Here is a 20,933-nt window from a genome sequence, read left to right on the forward strand (position 1 = left end):
TTACTCTTGCGGCTTGGACCGGATCGCCGCGCGCGTCTGCGGAGGTCGCGTCGAGCTCAAGCGCGAGTTCGGCGTGGTGTGCCCCGGCCTCGATATCACGCTCGCCGAGCTCGTGCCGCTCGCTGCGTTCTTACGTTGGTGGGAGAGGCACCGAACTCGCTGGGCAGCGTTCTACTGGACTGGCACGGGGCACCCGCCCGGCTGGGGCGGCGAGACGGCCTTCCATCAGGCGGCCGGCGCCTCGCCACCGGTTCGGGTCGCCACCAAGGGCATGGGCGGCCTCCAGGGCTCGGACTTCACGGGTCGCGACGTGCGCGTGCGGGTTCTTCCGCCGAAGCATGTCGCCGGCATCGCTGTTCTGGAGGCGAGCGTGGTCCGCCGCGGCGAGCGGCTCGGTAATCCTGCCGGTGAGGAGGTCGGGGGCGTCTTTCGCTGCGGCGACTTCCGCGTCAAGGCCGACCGCGACTCCGTGACTGTGAAGCGTGGGCGACGCTGGATCGCCTTCGAACCCGAGGAGCACCTGTTTCTCGAGCGTCTGCTGGCGGTGGAGCGGCGCTAGAAGAAGACCAAACGGACTGCGCTCGGCGATCACAGTGGCGCGGGCGGCCCGCGCGGCCAACCGGTGACCAGCTCACTTCTTGGGTGTGCGCTTCGCCCGGGGGTTCGCGGGAGCGCCGTCAACCCCAGGCGCGTCGTGCCTCGGCACCTTCCGCTTGGGCTTGGGAGGCCGTCCGGCGCGGGCGGGGGGGAGCTCACCCGGACGCATCAGCATCCGGCTGTCCACCCCGAGGGCTGCTGCAACCGAAACGAGCACCGCGATCGAGAGATTGGTACGGCCGCGTTCGATGGACTGTACGGTTCGGGGCTCGACAGCGCACTTCTCGGCAAGGGCCTCCTGCGTCAACCCTCGCCGCAGCCTCAACTGGCGAACATTCGCACCAATACTCGCGAGGACGGTTCCCACGCGCTTGTCGGACATCGCGCGGCACGTAGCGGTGGGCGCCGTCCCTAAACACGATCGTTATTTCGTGTTACGTTCTGGCGTCGCAACGTCACGAATTTCGCCGATCATGCCCTCCGACTCCCTCACTACCGCCATCGACCCGACCGCGATGCGGGCCCAGACCAGGGTCGGCACCGTCCTGAGGGGCAAGTGGCGGCTCGATGTTCTCCTGGGCGTAGGCGGGATGGCGGCGGTCTACGCGGCGACCCACCGGAACGGGACCCGGGCCGCGCTGAAGATCCTCCACCCCGAGCTCAGCACCCACGCGCACATCCGCGCCAGGTTCTTCAAGGAGGGAAAGGTCGCGAACACCGTCGGTCATCCCGGCGCGGTGAAAGTGGTCGACGAGGACGAGGACGAGACCGGAGCGTTGTTCCTGGTGATGGAGTTGCTCGACGGAGAGCACCTCGACGCTCGCGCGGCGCGCTCGGGCGGCAAACTCCCGGCCGACGAGGTTCTCTCGGCTGCAGACCAGATCCTCGACGTGCTCGCGGCGGCCCACGACAAGGGCGTCGTCCACCGGGACCTGAAGCCTGAGAACGTCTTCCTGACCCGCGACGGTGCGGTCAAGGTCTTGGACTTCGGGATCGCGCGCCTCCGCGAGCTCTCCACCGCGAGCAGCGCCACGCGCGACGGCACGAGCATGGGCACGCCGTCGTTCATGCCGCCGGAGCAAGCGCGAGGGTTGTGGGACGAGGTCGACGCTCGATCCGACCTGTGGGCCGTGGGCGCGTTGATGTTCTCGCTGCTCACCGGCAAGAACGTGCACGAGGGCCGGACGACGAACGAGCTGCTCCTTTCAGCGATGACGAAGCCCGCGCCATCGGTCGCGTCGCTCGAGCCGACCGTCCACGCCGCCGTCGCCGCGGTCGTCGACCGCGCGCTGGCGTTCGACAAGCCTCGTCGGTGGCCTGGCGCGCGGGCGATGCCGTGCGGCACGCCTACCAGGAGATGCACCGGGCGCCGATCTCGACCCACCCGAAACTCACGGTCCCGCCGAGCGTGGCGGACAGGACGCTGCCGAGCGCGGAGGTTGTGGCGCTTGCGCCGGGGATCTCCTCGGACGTGAGCGCGATGCCCGCGGCCACGGGCAGGACCGGGACCTCGATCGTGCGAACCGTGCTCGACCGGCCAGTGCTCGCGGCCGTCGGGGGTGTCGGGGTGGCGCTGGTGTTCGTGCTGACCGTGGCGCTGGCGGTCGTGGTTGCGAAGGGAGCGAGGGCACCCGCGACGCTGACCACCGGACCGGAGCAGGCGAGCGCGCCGGGGGTGCCGGCGCCGACACAGGTTGTCTCGGTAACCCCCGCGTTGCCTTCGCCCCGGGACGCGTCCGCGCACGCCGAGCCCGTGGTCGCGCTGGATGACTTGCCTACGGCGAAGCCGGGGAAGCCCATGCCACGGAAACCCGACGCGGGAGGCGGTGCGAAGGCTGGCACAGGCGACTGGAAAGAGTGGCGGCGATGAACCGGTGCACCGCAGTCGTGCTCGCGCTGGTGCTATTCGCCTCGATCGCGGGCGCGCACCAGTTGTGCCCGCCGCGCGACAGCCCGCAAGTTGTCGTGGACGAGCTGGAAGCTCCAGCGCGGGTGGTCCTTGCGAAGCTGCCGCACCTCCGCGCCGACCGCCTCGGACACGCTGGGGAACGTCCCAGCGTGACTGGGCACCTTGCGCTCGAGCGCGACGATCGGGTCCTGCGCGTCCCGCGCCGCGTAGTACCAGCGCTCGATGGTCTTGGCGCTGAAACGCACCGTGTCGTCGGTGGTCGGGTGTCGCCACGGCCGCGCCGCCAGCTCGGCGAGACGCGCCGCGAGCTCGCCAGGCTCCGGCGGAGAGCTCAGAAGCTGGCCGATGATCTGGAAACGCAGCCGTGCCCAGCGCACGCGCGTCGATGGGGATGTTTCGTCACTCATGGCCGTCCTCGGTCTCGCGCTGCCTCGATCAGCGGCGGCGCCTTCGACACCGACGACGCTACGGGTCAGACAAAACCAGGCGAAGGACCATCTCTTGCGTGAAGTCGGCGGCCGAGCGCGGCGTACACAAAACGTGATCCGTCGGGGACCGACCCGGTCGTCAGCGGCGCCAGCGAGCGCGCCACGAGCTCCAGAACATCGCTAGCCGTCGCGCCCGGCAACGAGGCGGCGAAACGATCGAGCAACGACTTCGGTAACTCCTTCTCCTCCGGCGGCGGGGGAGCGAAGCGCGCTCGCAGGACCGTCCAGCTCGAAAGTCGCGGGAAGCTGGTGGTCCACCAGGTCTGCCAGCGCCGCAGCGTGCGCACCGGGACGCCGGTCTCGCCGCTCACGTCCTCGAGCTCCGCCATCACCAGCGTGAGCGCCGTCGCGATCAACACCACTGCCTCGAGGTACACCCGCCGCCCGAGGAACCGCAGCGACGGTGGCAGCGCCCGCCGCCGGCAACCCCGCCGGCCGCAGCACAGCGAATGCCGGAGCTTGAAGGCCTCGCCCGCCCCGGCGATCTCGGCGCCCCGCGGCTTTCGGGGGTAGTTGCCCTGGTGCAGTGGACCACCGCAGTACCGGCAACCCGCCGCCGCCACCTGCCTCGCGATCTTCTCGTCCGCCTCCGCCAGCTTCGCGAAGAACTCCCCGAAAAGCCTGACCCCATGCCACATTCCATCACCTCCGAGCCTTGCAACCCGGAGGCAGCCCTCTCGGAGAGCTTCTCGCAAGTTTTCTGAGGGGGCTTTTTCTCTGCCCCTCACGAAACGTGATCAGGATCGGGCGCGGGTCCCTCCATCTTCGTGGTGCTGCTCAATGGCATCCTGGGGCGACCGACGGTTCCACCTTGAATACGAACTCTTCCGCCAAGACGTGAACCGCCAGGCCATACGGCCTCGGCAGATTCGATGCTTCGTGATTGAGAACGACGACGTGCGGAGATACCGCATTGCCGCCGCGCCGGAGCTTGTGGAATCGAAACTTCGGGACTGGCACCGGCGCGGGTTGATCCAGATGGACGTGGACGAAGCGGTGAGGGCCCTTGGGGAACTCGGATTCCGAGCGAACCCGACCCTTGTCGAGAAGCTAATGCGGCGTCGATAGCCGGGAGTTCTGTAGAGCCAGCGGGACTCGAACCCGCACCATCGCGTCGCGATCTCCAACCACCGGCTCGTCGCAATGGACGAACGCTTCACCTTCCGCACCAAGAACGGTCAGCTCGCCACCATCCCCGCAGAGACGTTCTCGCCCGCTGGCTCGGTCACCTGCTCCCGCCGGGCTTCGTCAAGATCCGCCACTTCGGCCTGATGTCGGCAGCGCACACCACCACACGCCTCGAACACGCGCGACAGATCTTGCTCACGCATCAAGGCCCGCCGGCGCTGCCTGCCGCCGACCCACTGGCCTCGGCGCCGGCGACCAGCGCCGTCCGTTCTGCCAAATGGCGGGACGTCATCACGCTGCTCACGGGCGTCGATATCGATGCCTGTCCCGCCAGCGGCGCCCACGCTCTCGAGCGCCGCACTGCGCCGCGACCGCGCCAGCCGCTCGCAGCCCACCTCCGCGCGGCGCACTCCCGCAATCGCCCCTCTCATTGTCGTCAGGCGTCAGAATGAGGGGTTGTGCCTCGCCTTAGGGCGTGCAAGTCCAATCCGCGGACCGAAAAACGGCCCCGTCGATGACGACGGGGCCGGAGTCAGCGCTGGTATTGTGTCCCTCTTCCAATAGCTCTCCATACGCCTGATTATCGTGCTTGAAGTGTGTCTTGAGAACGCGGTTGCTGAGGGCCCAAGTCTTGGTCCAGTCGTACGCATAGGTGCCGCCGATTTCGTCGTCCGCGAGTTGGATGGAAACGGAGCCGTCAAGAACTTCGGCCTGGAACTGGACTGGCGCGTCCAGGACGACCTGGAGGGCGGTGTCACTCGTCACGATCTGGAGCTTGCCGACAACTTCCAACGAGGAACCGCAGTACAACCTTACATCGGAGCTGCCGCCAACGCGTCGGGAATCAAGGAAGTAGACCGCGCCTCCATCGTACGAGAGGAGCCACTCCTCGAAGCAGGCGCCCTCGTAGATGCCCTTCTCGAAGCCGAGGCTGAGCGCGGGGCCGAGGACGGGGATCTCGTCGAGGAGGTCGGTGTCGCAGAACTTCTTGCGCCGACCGCTGCGCTGAGGACGCCGAGCACGGCGGTGTCATCATTGCGGACCAGGTCGATGCGGAAGAGGGAGCGCGTGCTGCGGTTCGGGTGATCGCCAGCTGGAAAGCCCTGCCGGAGGCATCAGACGCGAGGGGTTCGCGTCGTCGCGTCGTCGCGTCGCACCCACGTACGTCATGGCGAGATGTCGGGCGCGCACGTCCCGTTGTCGCAAACGGCCGGATAGCCCATCAGACATCCACCGCAATGGCGTTCCGGATCGCACGTCGCGGCACAGGCATCCAGCGCCGCGGAGTCCGACTCGAGTTGGGCGACATCTGCGTCGAGGTTGATGTAGAAAGCGTCGCTACAAGTCGGGCGGTCGACCAGCAAACAACGGAGCGCGATGGTGCTGCACTCCTTGTCCGTTGCGCATGACCGGTTTCCGGAGACTTCAGCCAGCAGCCGCGCCTCGATGGCCGCGCACGAGCAGGCGTCCCCCCCGGCATCCGTCCCTCCTTCTTCGGCCACCTTCGGATCGCTGGTTCCACACCCGTACGCCAGGACCATGAAGATGGCAGAGAGTCGGGACATCAGATTCGCCTCGTTTGGCCTCATGGATACTGCACGCGCTTGTTCAGCATGTAGCTGAAGAGCCAGTCGTTGATGCGGACCGCGACCGTCGGATACGCCAGGATGTCGCCGGTCTGTCCGTAGCAGGTGTCGCAATCGTTCCAGAAGGTGATGCCAAGAATATATGGCCCGCTGCTCCCGACGAAAGTGTGCAACGCGCTTCCGGAGTGCCCTGGGCTGGTGTCGCAACCGTGGGCAAATAGGTTCTTGTAGCCCCCCGAGCCGTTGGCGTTATGGAAGCGGCCGATCCCACACGCGGTGGTCTGCCCAAACGCCGAACCGAACACGCAACCTGCGGGCCGATCAGGATAGATTGCGTCGCAAAGCGGATAGCCGTCGCTCCGTTTCGACGTGTACGACTGCAGCGTCGCTTCGTCGGTGCTAATGAACCCCATGTATCCGGGGTGATCCCCTGAGAACGCGGTGTCCGGCAAGAGTAGAACAGCCCAATCCTCCTTGGCGCACGCGGCATAGTTGTAGGTAACGTGGCATTGGTTTGCCAGGAAGCCCCCGCCCACCCACGCAGCGATCGGAGTTGCGGAACCGAACGGCGTCGAGTTGCAGCAGGTTGTTGTATCTCGCCGTGGCGAGAAGGCTGGCCATGAACAACCACCGCCTCGGCAGATCACGTGCGCAGCCGTCATCACCAAGCGTCTCCCGAAGAGCTGCCCGCTGCCACCGTAGGCAAACATGCCGATCTTAGAGAGTACTGGGTCATACTTGGGATAACCGTAGCCGATCGCCTTGTTCACGCGTGCGTCGTAGGCGTTCGACCAACCCATCGGTTTCGAACTTGGGCTTGCGGTCGCGCCCTCGTCCGAGCTCTCGCCGGAATTTGCCGGGTCAGAAACAGGGCGCGACGCTAGCGCAGCCCGCACCGCGTCCAACCCGGCCGCGTCCACCTTGACTGCGAATGCGGACTTGCTCTGGAAGTCGAGCCATACGACGTCGGTGTCGGCGGGCACAGCTACCGGAGCCTCGGGCGAACTGGCGATGGCGGAGGAGACCGGCGGCTTGAACTGCCCTTGTTCAGCAGGTTCTAGGAATGCGACGTTCGAGATGGGAGTTGTCTGCTCAGGCGCAGGCGCGACTCCTGCCACGAGGGCTTGTTGGTAGGACTTCGATGTCTGAATCGGGGTCGGGGCTTGCTCGGCCCGGTCCCCGCAAGAGAGTGCGCCGAGCACCGCGACCAGGAAGAACGCTGAACGACCGACTGCCGCTGCTTGGAACGCGATCTTGAGCATGTGACGTCGGATAGCCGGACACCTCCTTGACCGCAACATCGGTGCGTCGCCCCACGTCCAGAAAGCGGTTTCACGTTGTCGCGAAGCCACAATCGATAGTTACGTTTCCGCTTCTCGGTGACCCAGCGCACTCTGTCGCTCGAGATCAGGGCAACCTGGCTGACGTCATGTTTGCGCGGACGAAGTTGGCCTTCTGTTGGCTTTTGTCCACGCCAACAAGGCCTGCGTTTCAGATAGTGACTGCGTTTCGGTCGCGTCCTGTGTCAGTGACTCGCTAGCTCCCGCCAAGTGGCCCTCCGAGGACTGCATGGGCGTCTTCTACATGAACGCAAGCTACGACTCTGCGGCCTGGGAGCTGCTGAAGAAAACCGCAACGAGTTGTATCGGCGTCTCGCCGCCCCAGCCCGGCGGGTGCGCCTCGCCTGTCCAGTAGAAGGCTGCCCAGCGCGTCCGGTGCCCCTGCCACCAGCCTAGGAATGCTACGAGCCGGGCAAGCTCAGCTAGCGTGACGTCGAGGCCGGGACACACCACGCCGAAGTTGCGTTTGAGCTCGACGCGCTCGCCGCAGACTCGGGCGGCGATCCGGTCCGAAGCGCAGGAATACTTGCGAACCACAGTGCCGTCGGAGCGCCAGGACCGGCCGCATTCAACCAGAACGTCCCGGCAGGCGGAGCGAGAGCAGACGACCATCGGAACCTCCATCGTCAGCGGCGCGTGCCGCTCCGGCGTTGCCACCTTGCCCGCGAGGGTAGGTTGGCCGGGCTTCGTGGGGCCGGGTCCCTCCGCCCGTCTTGATGTTGGCCGTGAGCATAGTGCCAGTGCGCGACTCGCGCAGCAGAACTATCCGGGACCCCACCCGGCTCGAAGCGCTCGAAGCTGTTCCGCGGCGGAGCGGACAACACGTTCTGCGCCAGGCCGGCGAACCCAGGCTGCCATGCCCAACCCGCCCTCGATGTCCGGACTTCTGCGGATCGCAGTGGTGGTGCCACCGGTGGCATGATGGAACGTTGCTGCCACCTCAGCCACGGCTCACTCTCCTCCCGCAGGGACTCCCGTTGCGCGATCCGGCTCGGGAGCAGTGCATGGCCGTGTTGTTACGCGCCGGCGCCGACGCGCACCGGATGATCGACGGCCAGGGTTGGCCAACCGCCTCGCCGACCGTTGCGTCGGCCACGTCGGATTCGACCGCTCCATCACCACCACCACTTCCCCCATCGCTGCCACCGTTTCCACCGCCACCGTGTCCGGCGGCGCCTACCCCCGACGCACCACCCGTAGCGCGCGTCTATCGCCACTCGACCTTGACGAGGGACGTGCGCAGACCGAGCGGCCGGAGCTGCTTCGCCGCGTTTCGCAGGTTGAGCCTGCTGAAGAACGGCAGACTCTCGTCGATGGGCTTCTTGGATCGGCTTGCGACGGCGTACACGACGCGGTGCGCCTTGCCGATCGGTGCCGCCGCAGGGTCGGCGAGTCGGTGCGTCGTCGGGAGCTTCTGGTTGGCTTTGGCGCGGAAGTCGGCGTCGCCAAACCACAGGCTCGCGGACGTCACTCCTTGGGCGAACAGGTGGCTGAGCACGGCGGAGCCTGCGTACTTCTTGACGTGGATGAACGCACCCCCCGACGAATACAGGTCGCACAGCTCAACCCGCGAAGGGCCTCCGCCATGCGAGATGTTCTTGCGGTCCATCAGGGCGTACTTGCTGCCCGAGCCCTTGGCAACACGGGCGTTGTACTCGCCCTCGTCCCTGTCCGTCTTCTCGAGCGCTGGCAGTGCGGGATCCGTCGACACCAGCCTCTTCACTTCGGCGTTGACGGTGCCCGCGAAGTCCCTGGCGATGCGGTACCACCGTCCCGCCGAGAGGAGAAACGTCTCGTCGCTCCTGTCGTGCTCGAAGTAGATGCACTGGTATGCCGACCAGCTGTCGATCTCGTGCTCCTCGTCCGCCGCGATGGCGAGGATGCGCCGCGATTTGAGAGACTTCACCGTGATGCTGTTCGGGTCGCGGACGCTTCTCACGAAGTCGGAGACGTGCAGGTCGGGGCAAACCGCCTCGTCGGTCGCTCGGTACTTGAACCCGCTTAGGCTCGACCAGTCGACGAGGTCGGGCGGGACCATCCAGAGGCGCTCGTGCTCACCCCGGCGAAACCGGTCGGCGAGCGCCTCATCCAACTCCCGGACGAGCGCTGCGTCCCGCACTTCCCCGATATGGTCGATCCAGTCGAAGTTCTTCTTGTACTCGTCGCTCTGGTACTTGCGCAGGTACAGGCGGGCGAGCTCCGGTAGCCCATCCAGCTCGACCGGCACGCTGACGACCAGCGCGTCCATGCCGGCCATCCTCTTTCCGAGAGCCAGATCCCTGGGCGTTCCAGCGACCGCTCGCACCAGGTCCTGCTCGATGTTGAGTCCGAAGTCCGCCGCCGTCCCCTCTACGCTGGTCTGGGTGCGGGCGTGCCGCGTGATGGACTCGAAGTTCTTGTGGTCGATGCTCTTGAGCCGCGCCGGGTCGATGCTGTTCAGCGTGACGCGCAGGCCGAAGCCGTCCTCCCAGGACCCCGGAGCCAAGAGGTGCCGTCCGTGGCCGAACGTTAGCGCCAAGAACCGCTTCCCCGAGTGGAAGACGAACACGCCCGCCGCGCTCGTGGTCTTGAGGCGCTGCCGGATGATTGGCGAGTCCGGGAAGAACGTCGTCCACTTGGGAGGACTCGTCGGGTTCTGCCGCGCGAAGAGCTTTGCGATCTTCGTTCCGGGAAGCGCGACGTTCTCGACGTGGAGCCGAGGGTCGCCCGGATCCCGCAGCGCGGACTCGGGCGCCCTGATGTCCGACTTCAAGAGGTAAAGCGTGAGCGTGATCGGATGCGGTTTCGGCTTCGACGCGCTGGGCATGCGCCAGGCAACGTAGCGCTGCGACAAGTCTGCGCTGCGCGCGGAACTTCTGAGAATCAGATTCTGCGCGCTGCTCGCGTTTTCTGACCGCATGACGGCCGCCTGGCCTTGGGTCATCCGGATTTTGCGAACGAATCACCGCTGCAATCCATCAGGCGCCGCTGCTCGTGAACGGGCTGCTACATCGTGCAGTCGAGCCGTGTGAGACGTACCGTCGTACTTGTCGCCCACGCAAGCACGAGGCTCTCGGTGTTCGGCGCACCGATCGCCGCGATGGGTCCTACCGAATTAACCGTACCCAGCGAGATCGTCGCCCTTTCGGCGCCCGAACTGTCTCGGACAGAAACGTGCAGGTCACCAGGGCTTCCTGCCAACCCTTCAACCCACGCAATCGCGATACCACTGCCGAGGGCTGCTGTGGCAAACCCCTCGCGCGGCATGGCACCCGGAGCGGTGATGGCCGTCGTCCCCACAACCAGCCCATCGAGCGCACTCACTCGAACAAGCTGAATGGGCGCGACCGCGAGTCCCATCAGTCGATAGGCAAGCTGGATCCCGTCAGGATGGGGTACTGCATGGATCTCCGCAATCGACCCGCCGACGTCCATGCTCGCGATCATCTTGGTGGCCGCGTCAGCTGTGACTTTGGCTATGTTGAGCCGGCTGGCGGCTTCCGGATTCAAAGCGCCGCAGCTCGTGATACTTCCGGCCCAGTCGGAATAGGCGACCAACCACCCGTCGCCGAAGGCCGTAGCGTCCGCGATGGGATCTGCGTTGTCGCAGCCCATGTCCGTCGACAGCACGCTGGCAATGGAACCAGCGCTGGTCGAAGTGACTACGTGTGTATGGAGCGTCCCCGCGCTCGCCGTGCCCACCAAGTGAACGTTCGGTGCCCCGCGAGCCACAAACCGCCGCCCGTGGCCAGCTAGCGTCACCGCTGAACCTGTCCCGACGGATTGTGCCTTGATGTGTGGGGCGAACGCGGAGGAGCCAGCCGACTCGAACAACACGCCCCAGTGTCCATCGGCCCCCGCACCTGCTGCGAAGACGGTGTCGGCTGTCGCGAAGGCGGTGATCGGCGCGCTCAGGACTCCAGATGCGGGCCAGCCCATCCATGGGATGAACGTCGCGTAAGCTAGCCGAATCTGCCCTGCAGAGTTCACCCGCGTCACAGCGACGGTCACCTGCTCGCGGGTCTCGCTCGAGTAGGAAAGCGCCGGATTCGCGTCCACCCCAGGCTCGCCTCCCTGATCGATCACGGCGACCGGCTGGACTTCAACCAAACTCTCGCAGGTGTGCGCGCCACCAAGCCCACCGCCGCCATCAATGCCACCACCCGTTCCCGCGGCCGCACCGCCGCTCCCGCCAGTGCCACCATCGCCCCCAACAGCGCTATCGGCCAACCCACTCCGGGAACCGCACGCGCACACTCCCAACCCGAGCGCCGTCCAAATCGTTAGGTTGCGCGCGATCGCCCCCATGCACTAAAGCCGCTTCGCGAGCACAACGCTCTGGTAGTTGGTCACGTCCCACCTCACCGACTCGACGACCTCGTACCCGCGTCGACGATAGGTCGCGATCAGCTCGGAGGCATGCTCCGAGGTGTCGATGGCGATCCACTGCGCGCCGTTCTCCACCGCTCGTTGCTCCGCACGACCCATCAGCGCACGACCGATGCCGCGGCCTTGGTGGACTGGGTCGACGGCGAGCTGGCCCATGCTCGCGGTATCGGCGCGCCGGTACCACGAGGATTTACTCTCGCGGCCCCCAGGAAGTGCCGTAACTGTGCCCACGAGCCTGCCATCTAACAGCACAACGAAGCATTCGCCCTCGCCGGCTCTTCGTCTCGTCACCGTCTCGTCTTGGTAGCTCGCGTGGAACTTCAGGCCTCGCGCCGCCAGCGGCGCGTACGCGCGGTGCAGCAGTTCGGTCACCATGGCCCAGTCGTCATCAGGTCCGATCGGGCGAATGACAGGAGCAGCGTGACTCGGACGCAACAACGTCCTCGCGTAGGCTCCGAACCCCAGGGCCCGCCAGAACGCGAGACCGGGAGGATTCTGCTCGAGGACCTCGAGCGTGACATCGGTACCGGGCGGCAGGACTTCCGCAACGAGAAGCTCCATCGCCGTGCGCCCCAGTCCTTGCCGACGGCGCTCCGGAACGACAAAGAACTGGCGGAGGTAGATGCCTCTTCCTTCGTTGTCCCGCCACAACGCGTAGGCGACGGGCTGGCCGTCCAGCTCGAAGAGCACAGCGGAATAATCACCGGTCAGCCATCCGCGCATGCGCTGTTCGAAGTCAATCTGCAGCGGCTCGGCGAGCGGAGCCTCATCCTCGCGGAGCTGCCGGTTCATGCCGGCGAGCAGCGACACGTCGGCATCGGTCGTCTTCTTCCACTTCATGTCGGTGACTCATGCATGAGCTACTCGTCGCGGATGAGGTCGCTCGGGCGCCCGCCCAAGCGGTCGTGAGCAGCGGGATGAGATCAAGGAACCACCTCGGCCTCTGACGTGCCCCCGACCGCACGCTGATCACTCATCGTGGTCTCGGGTCGAGCATGGGCTCCGGCGGCTCGCCGCGTCGTCCTACTTGTTCTTGAGCGCCGCATGGCTGCGTCGAGTTCCTTGCTCTCGAGCGTTGCCGGCGCGAACGCGATGAACGCGACCGGCGAGTCCCCCTCTCCGAGGTATGCCTCGAGCCAGAGTTTGGAGCGCGCCTTCTTCGCCTTTCGGCGCCTCCCCATACTTGTAGACGCCCACGCGGCCTCGCTTCCCTTCAAAAGCGAACGGTACGGACAGCCCATGCCACGCCCAGCCACCTCCGCGGCGTGGGCTGCTATCGCCCGGCGTGAAACAGGCGGGTTCCCCCTGCACCCGACCCACGATGTCGAGGATGCAGTCGATGATAAACTGGCGCAGGCAGGCCACGGTGGTCGTCGCCTGCTCGAAGTGGTTCATCGTGAGTGGTCGGTCGAGTCCGGCAGGGCGGTCCATGTTCTCCTCCAAGTGACGAATCGCAAGCTCCGTGACTGGCGCCTTCGAAGCGAGCGCACGAAGTTGGTTCAACAACGTCGGCCACGTGACTACGCGCACCGCCCGATCTAATTCCGCAACCCGCAGGCAGCCGCGCGGGCGCAAGAAGCAGGCTGCCGCGGACGTCCTGTGGACCACGGGAGCGGGTGCGATGAGCTTGATCGCGCACCTGCCGCACAACGGCAGAGGGGTCCCAGTTGTTGTGGATCTTGATCTCTACGAATGCGTAGAAGCGTCCGCTTGCTGATTCGAAGAGCAGCCACAGGTCAGTCCGGGCGTAGTTCTCGTCGTCGGTCCTCGCCAGGTGAGCTTCACGCCCGAAGCCCAAGAGTCTGCTCGCGTCATCGATGCCGAGCTCCCGCCTCACTGTACTGCAGATCAGGGCTTCGACTGCGGCGTCCACGTCCATCGCCAGGAGCAGAACCGCTGCACAGAAGTTCTCGCGGCGCGAGCTGTCGAAGTGCCCGAAACCAGTTTTCATCGACTGGACACAATCAGCCTTGGCGACACCATAGACGAAGGTCGTCCGATCCCCCGCGCATCAGGATCGCTGGGCGGTCTCCGGATCTTACCCGTCTTCTGTCTCATGCGTGTCCCTCGGTTTCGAGAAGCGCGCTGCGCGCTCCGTTCTTGCTTTGGGGCTCGCGCTCGTTGCGGTGGTAGGAGCGATGAGGACGGCTCTGGCGGAGCCGGCGGTGCGGGGGCTAGAATCGCACGCAGGCCGTCACGAGAACCGACGCCCAGACGCGAATGCCGTACTCTCCAGCCTCCGCCGTTGGTGAGATTCGTAAAAAAACCGATCCGAAGACGAGCAACAAGGCACGAAGCTCAGCGCCAAGGCCCAAGGTCTCGGTCAACGCAAGTTCGCTCCCGACGGAGAGAATTGCATATCCCCCGTGCTGCGTGCGGCTGCTGGTCTGGGATGGCAATTCTTCGGACTCGGTGATTGCGGCCCACCCCAACCCCACCGCCGCGAATGCGGTCACCGGTTGCGCGCGGTAGAACGCGTATCTTGCGTCGGCACCAGCCGATGCGAAGCTGCGCCTCACGCTGGAGATGACCTCGCCGGACCGCGCGGCAGATCCAACGAGACCCACCGATAGAGCCGATGCAATATCTGCGTGCATCGCGAGCTCCAGCCCCCAGAACCCGGGGCGCGTGCAAGCTTGCCCGTCATCGCTGGTTCTGCAGACTCTGGTCGGCAAGACCAACAGGTAGGTGCCAGCCCCAATGACCCTCGGGCGAACAGGCTCGGCATGGGTTTGCTCGTCCGCCCAAGAAATCTGCGCCCAAGAGAAGACGCCGCACTGCAAAGTGAAGCCGAGCATCGAAACCACACGGCGGCTCACGCGGGGGGCCCGCCAGAGAACGGGCAACGTTGGCGAGTTCGAGACCCTCTCGGCGGCGACAATTGCGTGCCGGCGCGTACATTCCCTGGCGAGATGGACCAATTTGGCCAACCTATTACAACCCAGAGCGCACTCTCCCCATCAACGGAAGTTCTGACAGAAGTCACTCTGCTTGGCGGTATCCAAGACGAGCTGTTTCATGGGTTGGCCGTCTGGCATCATGCCGTACCCATTTTGCGGTTCGCCTAGCGCCTCGGGTGGAACCCAGCACCGCACGCCGTAGCTCCCCTGGACCGTCGCACTAAGATCGGTCGGCTCCGCACGGAACTTTGCAGAAAATGCACCGTTTCGCAGTACGAAATCCACGTGATCTTCCCCCGTCCGCATCGCGACCTCCGGGCACCACGACAGTGGCCTTCAGCCTCAGTACTCCAGTCGGTCAGAGACCCAAGGAGATTCTTGGCGCCCGCATCCTGACCCGCACCTTTGAAGTTCCTCCCGGGGATGAGTCAGTTTCGCTGGTAAAACTGCTCGCCGAGCCCGGCGATGTCTGCCGACGGCCGCTTCTCCCCCGGGTTGGTCTTCACCGGACGCGCAACCCTGAATCAACTGCTCGATGCGCTGGGCAGGTCCCGGGCGCAGTCTCCTGAACGGTTACGACGGACACGGCATCCCGCGCATCTCGAAACCGTGCCGGCCAGGCTCGCGCCGTTCGAGCTCGAGCTAGTTCCCGAGTCGGGCACGCGCGCGACTGGTGCGAAAGCGCGTCGACTCGACGGGCCAATGCCCGCGGCCTCGACGCGCAAGTGCCTGGCGGTCACCTGCCGCTGTGGCCCAATACCTCCCGCACCTTCCGAGTCAGCGTCTCCGGAGTGATCGGCTTCTGGAGGTACGCAACCTCGGACTCCAAGATGCCGTGTTGGAGGACCGCCTCGTCCGTATATCCGGACATGAAGAGCACTCGCATTTGCGGGCGCAATGTGGCGAGCCGCTCGGCTATCTGCCGGCCGCTCATCTTTGGCAGAACGACGTCGCTCAAGAGCAGGTGGATCGTTGCGGGGTGTTGCTCGCAGATCAGCAGGGCCTCGCCGCCATTGGAAGCTTCCAGCACGCGATAGCCGCTGCGCCGCAGGATGCTCAGTGCCACCGCCCTGACCTGATCATCATCTTCGACGAGGAGGATGGTTTCGTGCCCTCGGAGGGAAGGCGGTGGCGGCTGCGAGGGTTCGACGGCGATCGCGGCGTCGACTCGCGGCAAGTAGACTCTGAAGGTCGCCCCGGCGCCGGGCTCGCTATAGACCCAGACGTGGCCGCCGGTCTGCTTCACGATGCCAAATACCGTCGAGAGGCCTAGCCCGGTGCCCTTGCCCTTCTCTTTCGTGGTGAAGAAGGGTTCGAAGATTTTCGATACCGTGTCCTTGTCCATTCCGATGCCCGTATCGCTCACGGCGAGCATCACATGCGGCCCCGGCTTCACGCCCAGGTGAGCGCGCGCGTAGTCTTCATCGAGCTCGACGTCCTTCGTCTCGATCGTCAGCTTTCCACCCGTGGGCATCGCATCCCGTGCATTGACGACGAGGTTCAGGAGCATTTGCTCGATGTTCCCGGGGTCGGCCACGACCTTGCCGATCGACCGGCTCGCGAGCAGGGTCAGCTCGACGTCCGCGCCGAGCAGGCGGGCGAGCATCCTTTCCATTCCGACGACGGCCTGGTTCAGGTCGAGCACCTTCGGCTCGATTACTTGCTAGCGACTGATTGCCAGGAGCTGGCGCGTCAGGTCGCATGCCCGCAGCCCCGCCGTGTGGATTTCCTGGATGTCAGCGCGGATCGGGTCGTCCGCGCTGAGGTCCTTCAGCAGGAACTCGGCGTAGGTCAGGATCACCGACAGCAGATTGTTGAAGTCGTGGGAAACGCCCCCTGCCAGGCGACCCACAGCTTCCATCTTCTGCGACTGGCGGAGCTGCGCCTCCGTGCGGATCAGTGCCGACTCCGAGGCCTTCCTGTCCGTGATGTCGAGCGACAAGATGCAGACGCCCTCGGGGACCGGGACGAACCGCAGCTCGAACCAGCCCTTCGAACCGTCGGCGTGAGCGAACTCGTTCTCCATCCGGTGATGGACGCGCTCCGCCATGACCCTGCGCAGCTCCGAGAACATCGGCGTCCCGTCGATGCCCGGGAAGCACTCCATCATGGTACGGCCCAGGAGCTCCTCGTGGGGTCGACGTGCCTGCGCAACTGCGGTCTCGTTGAGGTAAAGATACCGGTAGTCGAAGCCCACGACCTGGCAGCCCTCGTGCAGACGCTCCAGCACTTCACTAGCGAGTTTCTCGCGGGAGACAGCGTCTGGCGGTGCAGTGCCCATCTGATCCTGACCGCCCCTCACCAAGTGGGCTGCGCGAATGGCTGGGCTGGCCTTGCGAAGTGGTAGCCCTGCAGGAGGTCCAGTCCGAGGTCGACGAGCGCGTCGCGTTCCTCCGGTATTTCGACCCCTTCTGCGACCACGCCCAGCCCCATCTCTTGACAGAGCGAGGTCATGGAGCGGACGAGGCGCCGCTTGAGCGAGCTCTTGTGGACGTCACGGATCAGAGACATATCGAGCTTGACGAAGTCTGGCTCCATCTGCACGAAGCTGGCCAACCCAGCATAGCCGGCCCCCAGGTCGTCAACCGCGATGCGGTAGCCGAAGCTGCGCAGCCGCGCCACCCGCGCGCGCGCATCCGGGACGCTGTCAAGCGACATGCGCTCCGTAATCTCGAGCACGATGCGGCCCGCGAGCGTGGAGAGCGGGCCGCCGGCGTCGAGCAACGTCTCGTCGAGGAGGTCCTCCGGATGCAGGTTCAAGAACAGTAGCCAGGTCGGATCAGAAGCAGCAAACGCCTCGGCGGCGCGCTGGCGCACTACGCGCCCAAGGCGGGGCAGCTGCCCGAGCCGCTCCGCGGCGTCGATCACGGCGCCGGGATGCGGCAACGTCCGCTCCTCCGTGCGCAGCAGAGCCTCGTACCCGAAGACTTGCCGGTCGGCGGCGCTCACGATCGGCTGAAAGGCGACCCAGAGCGACTCCAGCGCGCGCTCGAAGCTCGCCTCCAGTCCGGCCCGGTCAGACCCCTCGCCCGTCATGGTGCCGAGGGCCCTCAACGCCTCGCGCTTCGCACGGCCGAGCTGCTGGAGCTGCGTGGCGCGGCGCACGGCATCGGTGAGCTCGTCCGCGCCGACGGGCTTCGACAGGTACTTCATCACGCCGTGATCGATGGCCTGCGTGGCAGTCTCCAGGCTCGGCCTCCCGGTCATCAGCAACACAGGCAGGTCGCGATCGTGCTGGCGCACCTCTCGCAGAAGCTGCACGCCGTCCATGCCTGGCATCGAGATGTCGCTCACGACGGCGTCGAACGACTCGTTGCGGAGCTGCTGGAGGGCAGACTCGCCGTCAGCAGCGGCGCGGACATCGAAGCCAGCGTTGGTCAGCACTCGCAAGTAGGCACTTCGGACGGCGTCATCGTCGTCGACCAACAGGACCGTGCGGCGGCTTCCCTCCATGCGCTCACCCTTCATCAGGCCAAGAGCTTGGAGCGGCCCGCGACCCGACGGTAGTGTCGGGTTCCGACATCATGTGTCGAAACTGCGACGGGACCCGCTGAGCAGCGCCCGCGGATTCGAAAATGGAACTGCCCTATCCGCTGCATGTCGGCGAGATTGCCGCCGCCGGAGGGGCGGTCGTGGGCTCTCGAGTGGGAGTCACAGGGTGACCGGTATAGTCGGCGTCCATGACTGGACCGATTACTCACGGGCGGGGGCGTCTACGACGTAGACGCGTCGTCCGGCGTCTTTTCGGCGGGATCCGTGATCGGGCTGGCAAGTAGATATGGTCACGAAACCTTCGCCGCGCCCTCCGGGACGGGCTCGCGATGTTTGACCTGAACCGGCACGCAGGGCGGAACGCCTCGACCTACCCGTCAGAACGTCGACCTTGCCAAGCTCGTCGAGGACTGCGTGAGAGAGACTGACTTCGCTCTTCGCCCGCGGAAGTTTGCGTCGCCGGCGGTCATCCTCATGAGGGCCGACAGAACGGCGCGTCAGCGCGACCCTCGGAGCACTGCCGAATTCACTCTGCGCAGCCGAGGATCGCCCAACCGCCAAGGGTATCGTCCGGCGCCACATTGGTACTCGCCAACCAAACCAACGCGATGCGCTGTCGCGCGGCAGCCATGGCTGGAGACACCACCAGCGAACCGTGTCGAGCCCGAGCCCGAGCTGGTCGGCGATCGCTGGCCAGTCCTGCACCTGTCGTTCGAGCCCCCGGCGCGTCACAGGTGAGTCAAATCGACTTTGTGCTCGCTGTCGTCCAATCCAAGAACGCCGCCAGTTGCCTTCGAACCCTGCAACTGCAAGTCGAAAGCCACGGAAGGTGTCAGGTTTGTCGAACACTTCGTTGCGCTGCACTGGCACACGTTCTGACACAAGTGCAGCTTCCCGCAGTCGATGAACACCTTCTGGCCGGTGTTCGGGTTGTCCTGATAGCACTTGGTACCGTCGCTACCGTATCCCCAATTGTGGACGCACGAGTAGCTGCCTGGGTTCGTTTCGTCGGCGATGGGCGCTTGCATCTCACACCACTGCGTCCAGACTTCTCCCGGAGTGAGCTTAAACTTGAGGCGGTCAGAGACCAAGCTGCCCTGAAGTACTGTGTAAGCGAATCCTGTAACGACCGCGTTCGAAGCCACGCTCTCCACGCCAGGAGGGTAGCCAATATCGGGATTGGTTGGCGCTGGAAGGGAAGCAGCATCACCGAAGACTACGTGCCCGCCCGGAACCGGCCCGGAATCGTCGATGGTGAGCGTCACCGTGTCGGTCCCGTCAGCGAGCGTGAAGTTGGTGACGTAGCCCTTCCAGACACCGACCAGTAGACTCGTCGTTCCGCCATCGCCTGAGCCCGCCCCAGACCCTCCTGTTCCGCCGATTCCACCCTGCCCCCCAATCCCGCCCGTTCCGCCCGGGTCTCCGTCTGTGGATGAAGCGCCACCGCACGCAGCAAGAAAAGAGCAGCAAGCAACCAAAAACAAATGTCTCATGGCACAATTCCTCTGAGGGCCGCAGTCATTCGCCGGCTCTTTCGTCGGTGCAGTCGAACACGACAGTTCCCACGTAGGAAGTCGACGCAGGATTCACGGGCGGAGGGTTATATACTTCTCTACCACAATTGCGAGCATACAGGGATGTTGCTAGCTCCTTCCATGCGTGCCTCGCGGATTCGTAAGATGGCCAGGTCACCTTCGCCGTGCACAGAGTCGTCTTGCAGTCCACGGACGTTACCTGCCATCCGCCGTTCGAGGGCTGACGTTGGAGATCTTTGAGGAAGTCAGCTTCGGCTCCAGCCGCCCACGTCGGGTCACGTGGCTCAGACGAATGTTGCGCTTCCCGCTGTGCCTGCCGTTCCTTCCACCGAGCGCGCGCTTCGGCATAAGTGGTGATTCCTGGGTCCGCATCAGCCGCGCCATTCGCTGCGGCGTCGCTGCCCTCAGAGTTCCGCGCGGGCACGGCGGCACCTGAAGGCGGGTCCGAAGCAGACTCTCCATGTGCCGCGGGCGGCGGGAGGAATTGGCTTCGGCCTTCATCGATGCGTCCCTGCTTGGCCCTTCCGCGATCCGCCTTACTCTGGGGCGGAACAAGCAGAACGACAACGACAGCAGCCGCCGCGCCAGCGGCGGCTGCTACGAGAAGTCCGAAGAGCAATGACCGGGCGCGTCTCTCCCTATGCATAAAAGATACCGGCCAGCGAGGCGTAGTAGTTCGAATAAGGAGACGGGAGCTTGACCACGATGAACCCGAAGTCCCCGATGTAGTCGTCTCCCCAGTACGTCCTGCTCGGCGACACCGTCGACAGCAAGAAGCTTGTCTTCGACGATCGGTGTTGGTGACTGTGTCTCGTTGATGTTGGTTGAAAGGAAGGAGTGGATGATGACGCGAATTCTGACTCTTGGTGCTTCGGTCGCAGCCTTCTGGGCGGTCATTCTGTGTGCGACTTCAAGCGACGCCGCGTGGTGGCGGCAGACGGGCTACGATTGCGTCGGATACGATAACGGCAACAATCCCACGAGCGACATGCGCCTGAAGAACATTTCAGGCAGCGAACAACAGGTCGCCTGCCCTGCGCCCGATAGCAACCTGTACGCCAAGAACATCTGGACAACTGTGAATATCGAGGCATGGCTGCCCAACGACACACGGCTCTACGGTAATGGCGGGGGCGGCGGAAAGATCTACGCATATGTTTGCATTTCTGACTGGGATGGATCGTCAGGAAACTGTGGCACCGCTGCGGACAGCGGAAGCTCCTACGACCACGTGGACGCGCCGAGATCACCCGGCCGTACCTGACGCGCTGCCGGGCAGTGCGGGCACCAAGGCACGCCAAACTCACGCCAAACTCACGCCATGGAGCCTCCGCGGCCAAACTGAGATCGGGACTCCTCGCCGGAATGGGAAGTCAGCGGCGATACGTGTTTCGTTCGTGAATCTCCTCTCGCAGATCGCGCCTCCGCCACCAATCCAACTGCAACCTCCAGTGCACAAGCCCAATACCCAGACTCCCCGGATTTCCTCGTGGTGGTCTTCTTCGCGGTCTTCGACGACGGCCCGGTTCAAGTCGAGCACCTTCGGCTCGATCACCTGCTGGCGACTGATTGCCAGAAGCTGGCGCGTCA

Annotated in this window: 19 protein-coding genes and 1 riboswitch; of the genes, 5 read left to right on the top strand and 14 right to left on the bottom strand. The window is 65.1% G+C overall.

The window, feature by feature from the left end; all coding sequences use genetic code 11:
- Nucleotides 1-13 precede the first annotated feature (13 nt).
- Nucleotides 14-559 carry a hypothetical protein gene (locus IPI67_26570; GenBank protein MBK7583744.1) on the top strand — a complete coding sequence of 182 codons (546 nt, stop codon included), beginning with the start codon at nt 14-16 and terminating at the stop codon, nt 557-559.
- A gap of 72 nt (nt 560-631) precedes the next feature.
- On the opposite strand, the gene IPI67_26575 is transcribed toward IPI67_26570, so the two are convergent.
- Nucleotides 632-979 (bottom strand): helix-turn-helix transcriptional regulator, encoded by a 348-nt coding sequence (locus IPI67_26575; GenBank protein ID MBK7583745.1) that lies wholly within the window; start codon nt 977-979, stop codon nt 632-634.
- Between the two features lie 133 nt (nt 980-1,112).
- On the opposite strand from IPI67_26575, the gene IPI67_26580 reads away from it, so the two are divergent.
- A complete protein-coding gene (locus IPI67_26580) occupies nt 1,113-2,072 on the top strand; it encodes a serine/threonine protein kinase (GenBank protein ID MBK7583746.1) in 960 nt (319 codons plus the stop codon).
- Nucleotides 2,069-2,467: a hypothetical protein gene (locus IPI67_26585; protein MBK7583747.1), complete on the top strand. Its 399-nt coding sequence runs from the start codon at nt 2,069-2,071 to the stop codon at nt 2,465-2,467. Before IPI67_26580 ends, IPI67_26585 begins: the two co-directional genes overlap by 4 nt.
- A 32-nt stretch (nt 2,468-2,499) precedes the next feature.
- On the opposite strand, the gene IPI67_26590 is transcribed toward IPI67_26585, so the two are convergent.
- The 3 genes from IPI67_26590 to IPI67_26600 all read right to left on the bottom strand — a co-directional run bounded on the left by IPI67_26590 (nt 2,500) and on the right by IPI67_26600 (nt 4,553).
- Complete coding sequence (locus IPI67_26590) at nt 2,500-2,913, bottom strand: hypothetical protein (protein ID MBK7583748.1); 414 nt, start codon at nt 2,911-2,913, stop codon at nt 2,500-2,502.
- Nucleotides 2,914-2,978: 65 nt separating this feature from the next.
- The gene (locus IPI67_26595; GenBank protein MBK7583749.1) at nt 2,979-3,632 is read right to left on the bottom strand and encodes a hypothetical protein; all 654 of its coding nucleotides are present in this window, start codon (nt 3,630-3,632) and stop codon (nt 2,979-2,981) included.
- Nucleotides 3,633-4,172: 540 nt separating this feature from the next.
- The gene (locus IPI67_26600; protein MBK7583750.1) at nt 4,173-4,553 is read right to left on the bottom strand and encodes a hypothetical protein; all 381 of its coding nucleotides are present in this window, start codon (nt 4,551-4,553) and stop codon (nt 4,173-4,175) included.
- Nucleotides 4,554-4,716: 163 nt separating this feature from the next.
- On the opposite strand from IPI67_26600, the gene IPI67_26605 reads away from it, so the two are divergent.
- Nucleotides 4,717-5,208: a hypothetical protein gene (locus IPI67_26605; protein MBK7583751.1), complete on the top strand. Its 492-nt coding sequence runs from the start codon at nt 4,717-4,719 to the stop codon at nt 5,206-5,208.
- 80 nt (nt 5,209-5,288) lie between these two features.
- Here IPI67_26605 and IPI67_26610 read toward each other — a convergent pair whose 3' ends face one another.
- The 10 genes from IPI67_26610 to IPI67_26655 all read right to left on the bottom strand — a co-directional run bounded on the left by IPI67_26610 (nt 5,289) and on the right by IPI67_26655 (nt 19,301).
- The gene (locus IPI67_26610; GenBank protein ID MBK7583752.1) at nt 5,289-5,687 is read right to left on the bottom strand and encodes a hypothetical protein; all 399 of its coding nucleotides are present in this window, start codon (nt 5,685-5,687) and stop codon (nt 5,289-5,291) included.
- A gap of 20 nt (nt 5,688-5,707) precedes the next feature.
- Complete coding sequence (locus IPI67_26615; protein ID MBK7583753.1) at nt 5,708-6,970, bottom strand: hypothetical protein; 1,263 nt, start codon at nt 6,968-6,970, stop codon at nt 5,708-5,710.
- Nucleotides 6,971-7,665: 695 nt separating this feature from the next.
- A riboswitch (SAM riboswitch) is annotated at nt 7,666-7,771 on the bottom strand.
- Nucleotides 7,772-8,255: 484 nt separating this feature from the next.
- Nucleotides 8,256-9,854, bottom strand: a complete 1,599-nt coding sequence (locus tag IPI67_26620; GenBank protein ID MBK7583754.1) for a TIGR04141 family sporadically distributed protein — start codon at nt 9,852-9,854, stop codon at nt 8,256-8,258.
- Nucleotides 9,855-10,033: 179 nt separating this feature from the next.
- Nucleotides 10,034-10,657, bottom strand: coding sequence for a hypothetical protein (locus IPI67_26625; protein MBK7583755.1), 624 nt, complete (start codon nt 10,655-10,657; stop codon nt 10,034-10,036).
- Nucleotides 10,658-11,338: 681 nt separating this feature from the next.
- The gene (locus tag IPI67_26630; protein MBK7583756.1) at nt 11,339-12,256 is read right to left on the bottom strand and encodes a GNAT family N-acetyltransferase; all 918 of its coding nucleotides are present in this window, start codon (nt 12,254-12,256) and stop codon (nt 11,339-11,341) included.
- Nucleotides 12,257-14,376: 2,120 nt separating this feature from the next.
- Entirely contained in the window at nt 14,377-14,622 is a 246-nt protein-coding gene (locus IPI67_26635) for a hypothetical protein (protein MBK7583757.1), read from the bottom strand.
- 430 nt (nt 14,623-15,052) lie between these two features.
- Complete coding sequence (locus IPI67_26640) at nt 15,053-15,961, bottom strand: response regulator (protein MBK7583758.1); 909 nt, start codon at nt 15,959-15,961, stop codon at nt 15,053-15,055.
- Nucleotides 15,962-15,979: 18 nt separating this feature from the next.
- A complete protein-coding gene (locus IPI67_26645; GenBank protein ID MBK7583759.1) occupies nt 15,980-16,546 on the bottom strand; it encodes a PAS domain-containing protein in 567 nt (188 codons plus the stop codon).
- Between the two features lie 68 nt (nt 16,547-16,614).
- Nucleotides 16,615-17,784 (bottom strand): EAL domain-containing response regulator, encoded by a 1,170-nt coding sequence (locus IPI67_26650; protein MBK7583760.1) that lies wholly within the window; start codon nt 17,782-17,784, stop codon nt 16,615-16,617.
- 752 nt (nt 17,785-18,536) lie between these two features.
- Nucleotides 18,537-19,301 carry a hypothetical protein gene (locus IPI67_26655; protein MBK7583761.1) on the bottom strand — a complete coding sequence of 255 codons (765 nt, stop codon included), beginning with the start codon at nt 19,299-19,301 and terminating at the stop codon, nt 18,537-18,539.
- Nucleotides 19,302-20,187: 886 nt separating this feature from the next.
- Here IPI67_26655 and IPI67_26660 point away from each other — a divergent pair.
- Nucleotides 20,188-20,607 carry a hypothetical protein gene (locus IPI67_26660; protein ID MBK7583762.1) on the top strand — a complete coding sequence of 140 codons (420 nt, stop codon included), beginning with the start codon at nt 20,188-20,190 and terminating at the stop codon, nt 20,605-20,607.
- Nucleotides 20,608-20,933: the final 326 nt, after the last annotated feature.

The sequence above is a fragment of the Myxococcales bacterium genome (assembly GCA_016706225.1).
Classification (GTDB): Bacteria; Myxococcota_A; Polyangia; order Polyangiales; family Polyangiaceae; genus JADJKB01.

Bases quoted from the DNA above. Each gene is read 5' to 3' on its own strand.
- IPI67_26650 (MBK7583760.1), bottom strand. From the start codon at position 17,784: ATGAAGGGTGAGCGCATGGAGGGAAGCCGCCGCACGGTCCTGTTGGTC.
- IPI67_26600 (MBK7583750.1), bottom strand. From the start codon at position 4,553: ATGAGAGGGGCGATTGCGGGAGTGCGCCGCGCGGAGGTGGGCTGCGAG.
- IPI67_26630 (MBK7583756.1), bottom strand. From the start codon at position 12,256: ATGAAGTGGAAGAAGACGACCGATGCCGACGTGTCGCTGCTCGCCGGC.
- IPI67_26620 (MBK7583754.1), bottom strand. From the start codon at position 9,854: ATGCCCAGCGCGTCGAAGCCGAAACCGCATCCGATCACGCTCACGCTT.
- IPI67_26590 (MBK7583748.1), bottom strand. From the start codon at position 2,913: ATGAGTGACGAAACATCCCCATCGACGCGCGTGCGCTGGGCACGGCTG.
- IPI67_26635 (MBK7583757.1), bottom strand. From the start codon at position 14,622: ATGCGGACGGGGGAAGATCACGTGGATTTCGTACTGCGAAACGGTGCA.
- IPI67_26575 (MBK7583745.1), bottom strand. From the start codon at position 979: ATGTCCGACAAGCGCGTGGGAACCGTCCTCGCGAGTATTGGTGCGAAT.
- IPI67_26655 (MBK7583761.1), bottom strand. From the start codon at position 19,301: ATGAGACATTTGTTTTTGGTTGCTTGCTGCTCTTTTCTTGCTGCGTGC.
- IPI67_26595 (MBK7583749.1), bottom strand. From the start codon at position 3,632: ATGTGGCATGGGGTCAGGCTTTTCGGGGAGTTCTTCGCGAAGCTGGCG.
- IPI67_26610 (MBK7583752.1), bottom strand. From the start codon at position 5,687: ATGTCCCGACTCTCTGCCATCTTCATGGTCCTGGCGTACGGGTGTGGA.
- IPI67_26615 (MBK7583753.1), bottom strand. From the start codon at position 6,970: ATGCTCAAGATCGCGTTCCAAGCAGCGGCAGTCGGTCGTTCAGCGTTC.
- IPI67_26580 (MBK7583746.1), top strand. From the start codon at position 1,113: ATGCGGGCCCAGACCAGGGTCGGCACCGTCCTGAGGGGCAAGTGGCGG.
- IPI67_26660 (MBK7583762.1), top strand. From the start codon at position 20,188: ATGACGCGAATTCTGACTCTTGGTGCTTCGGTCGCAGCCTTCTGGGCG.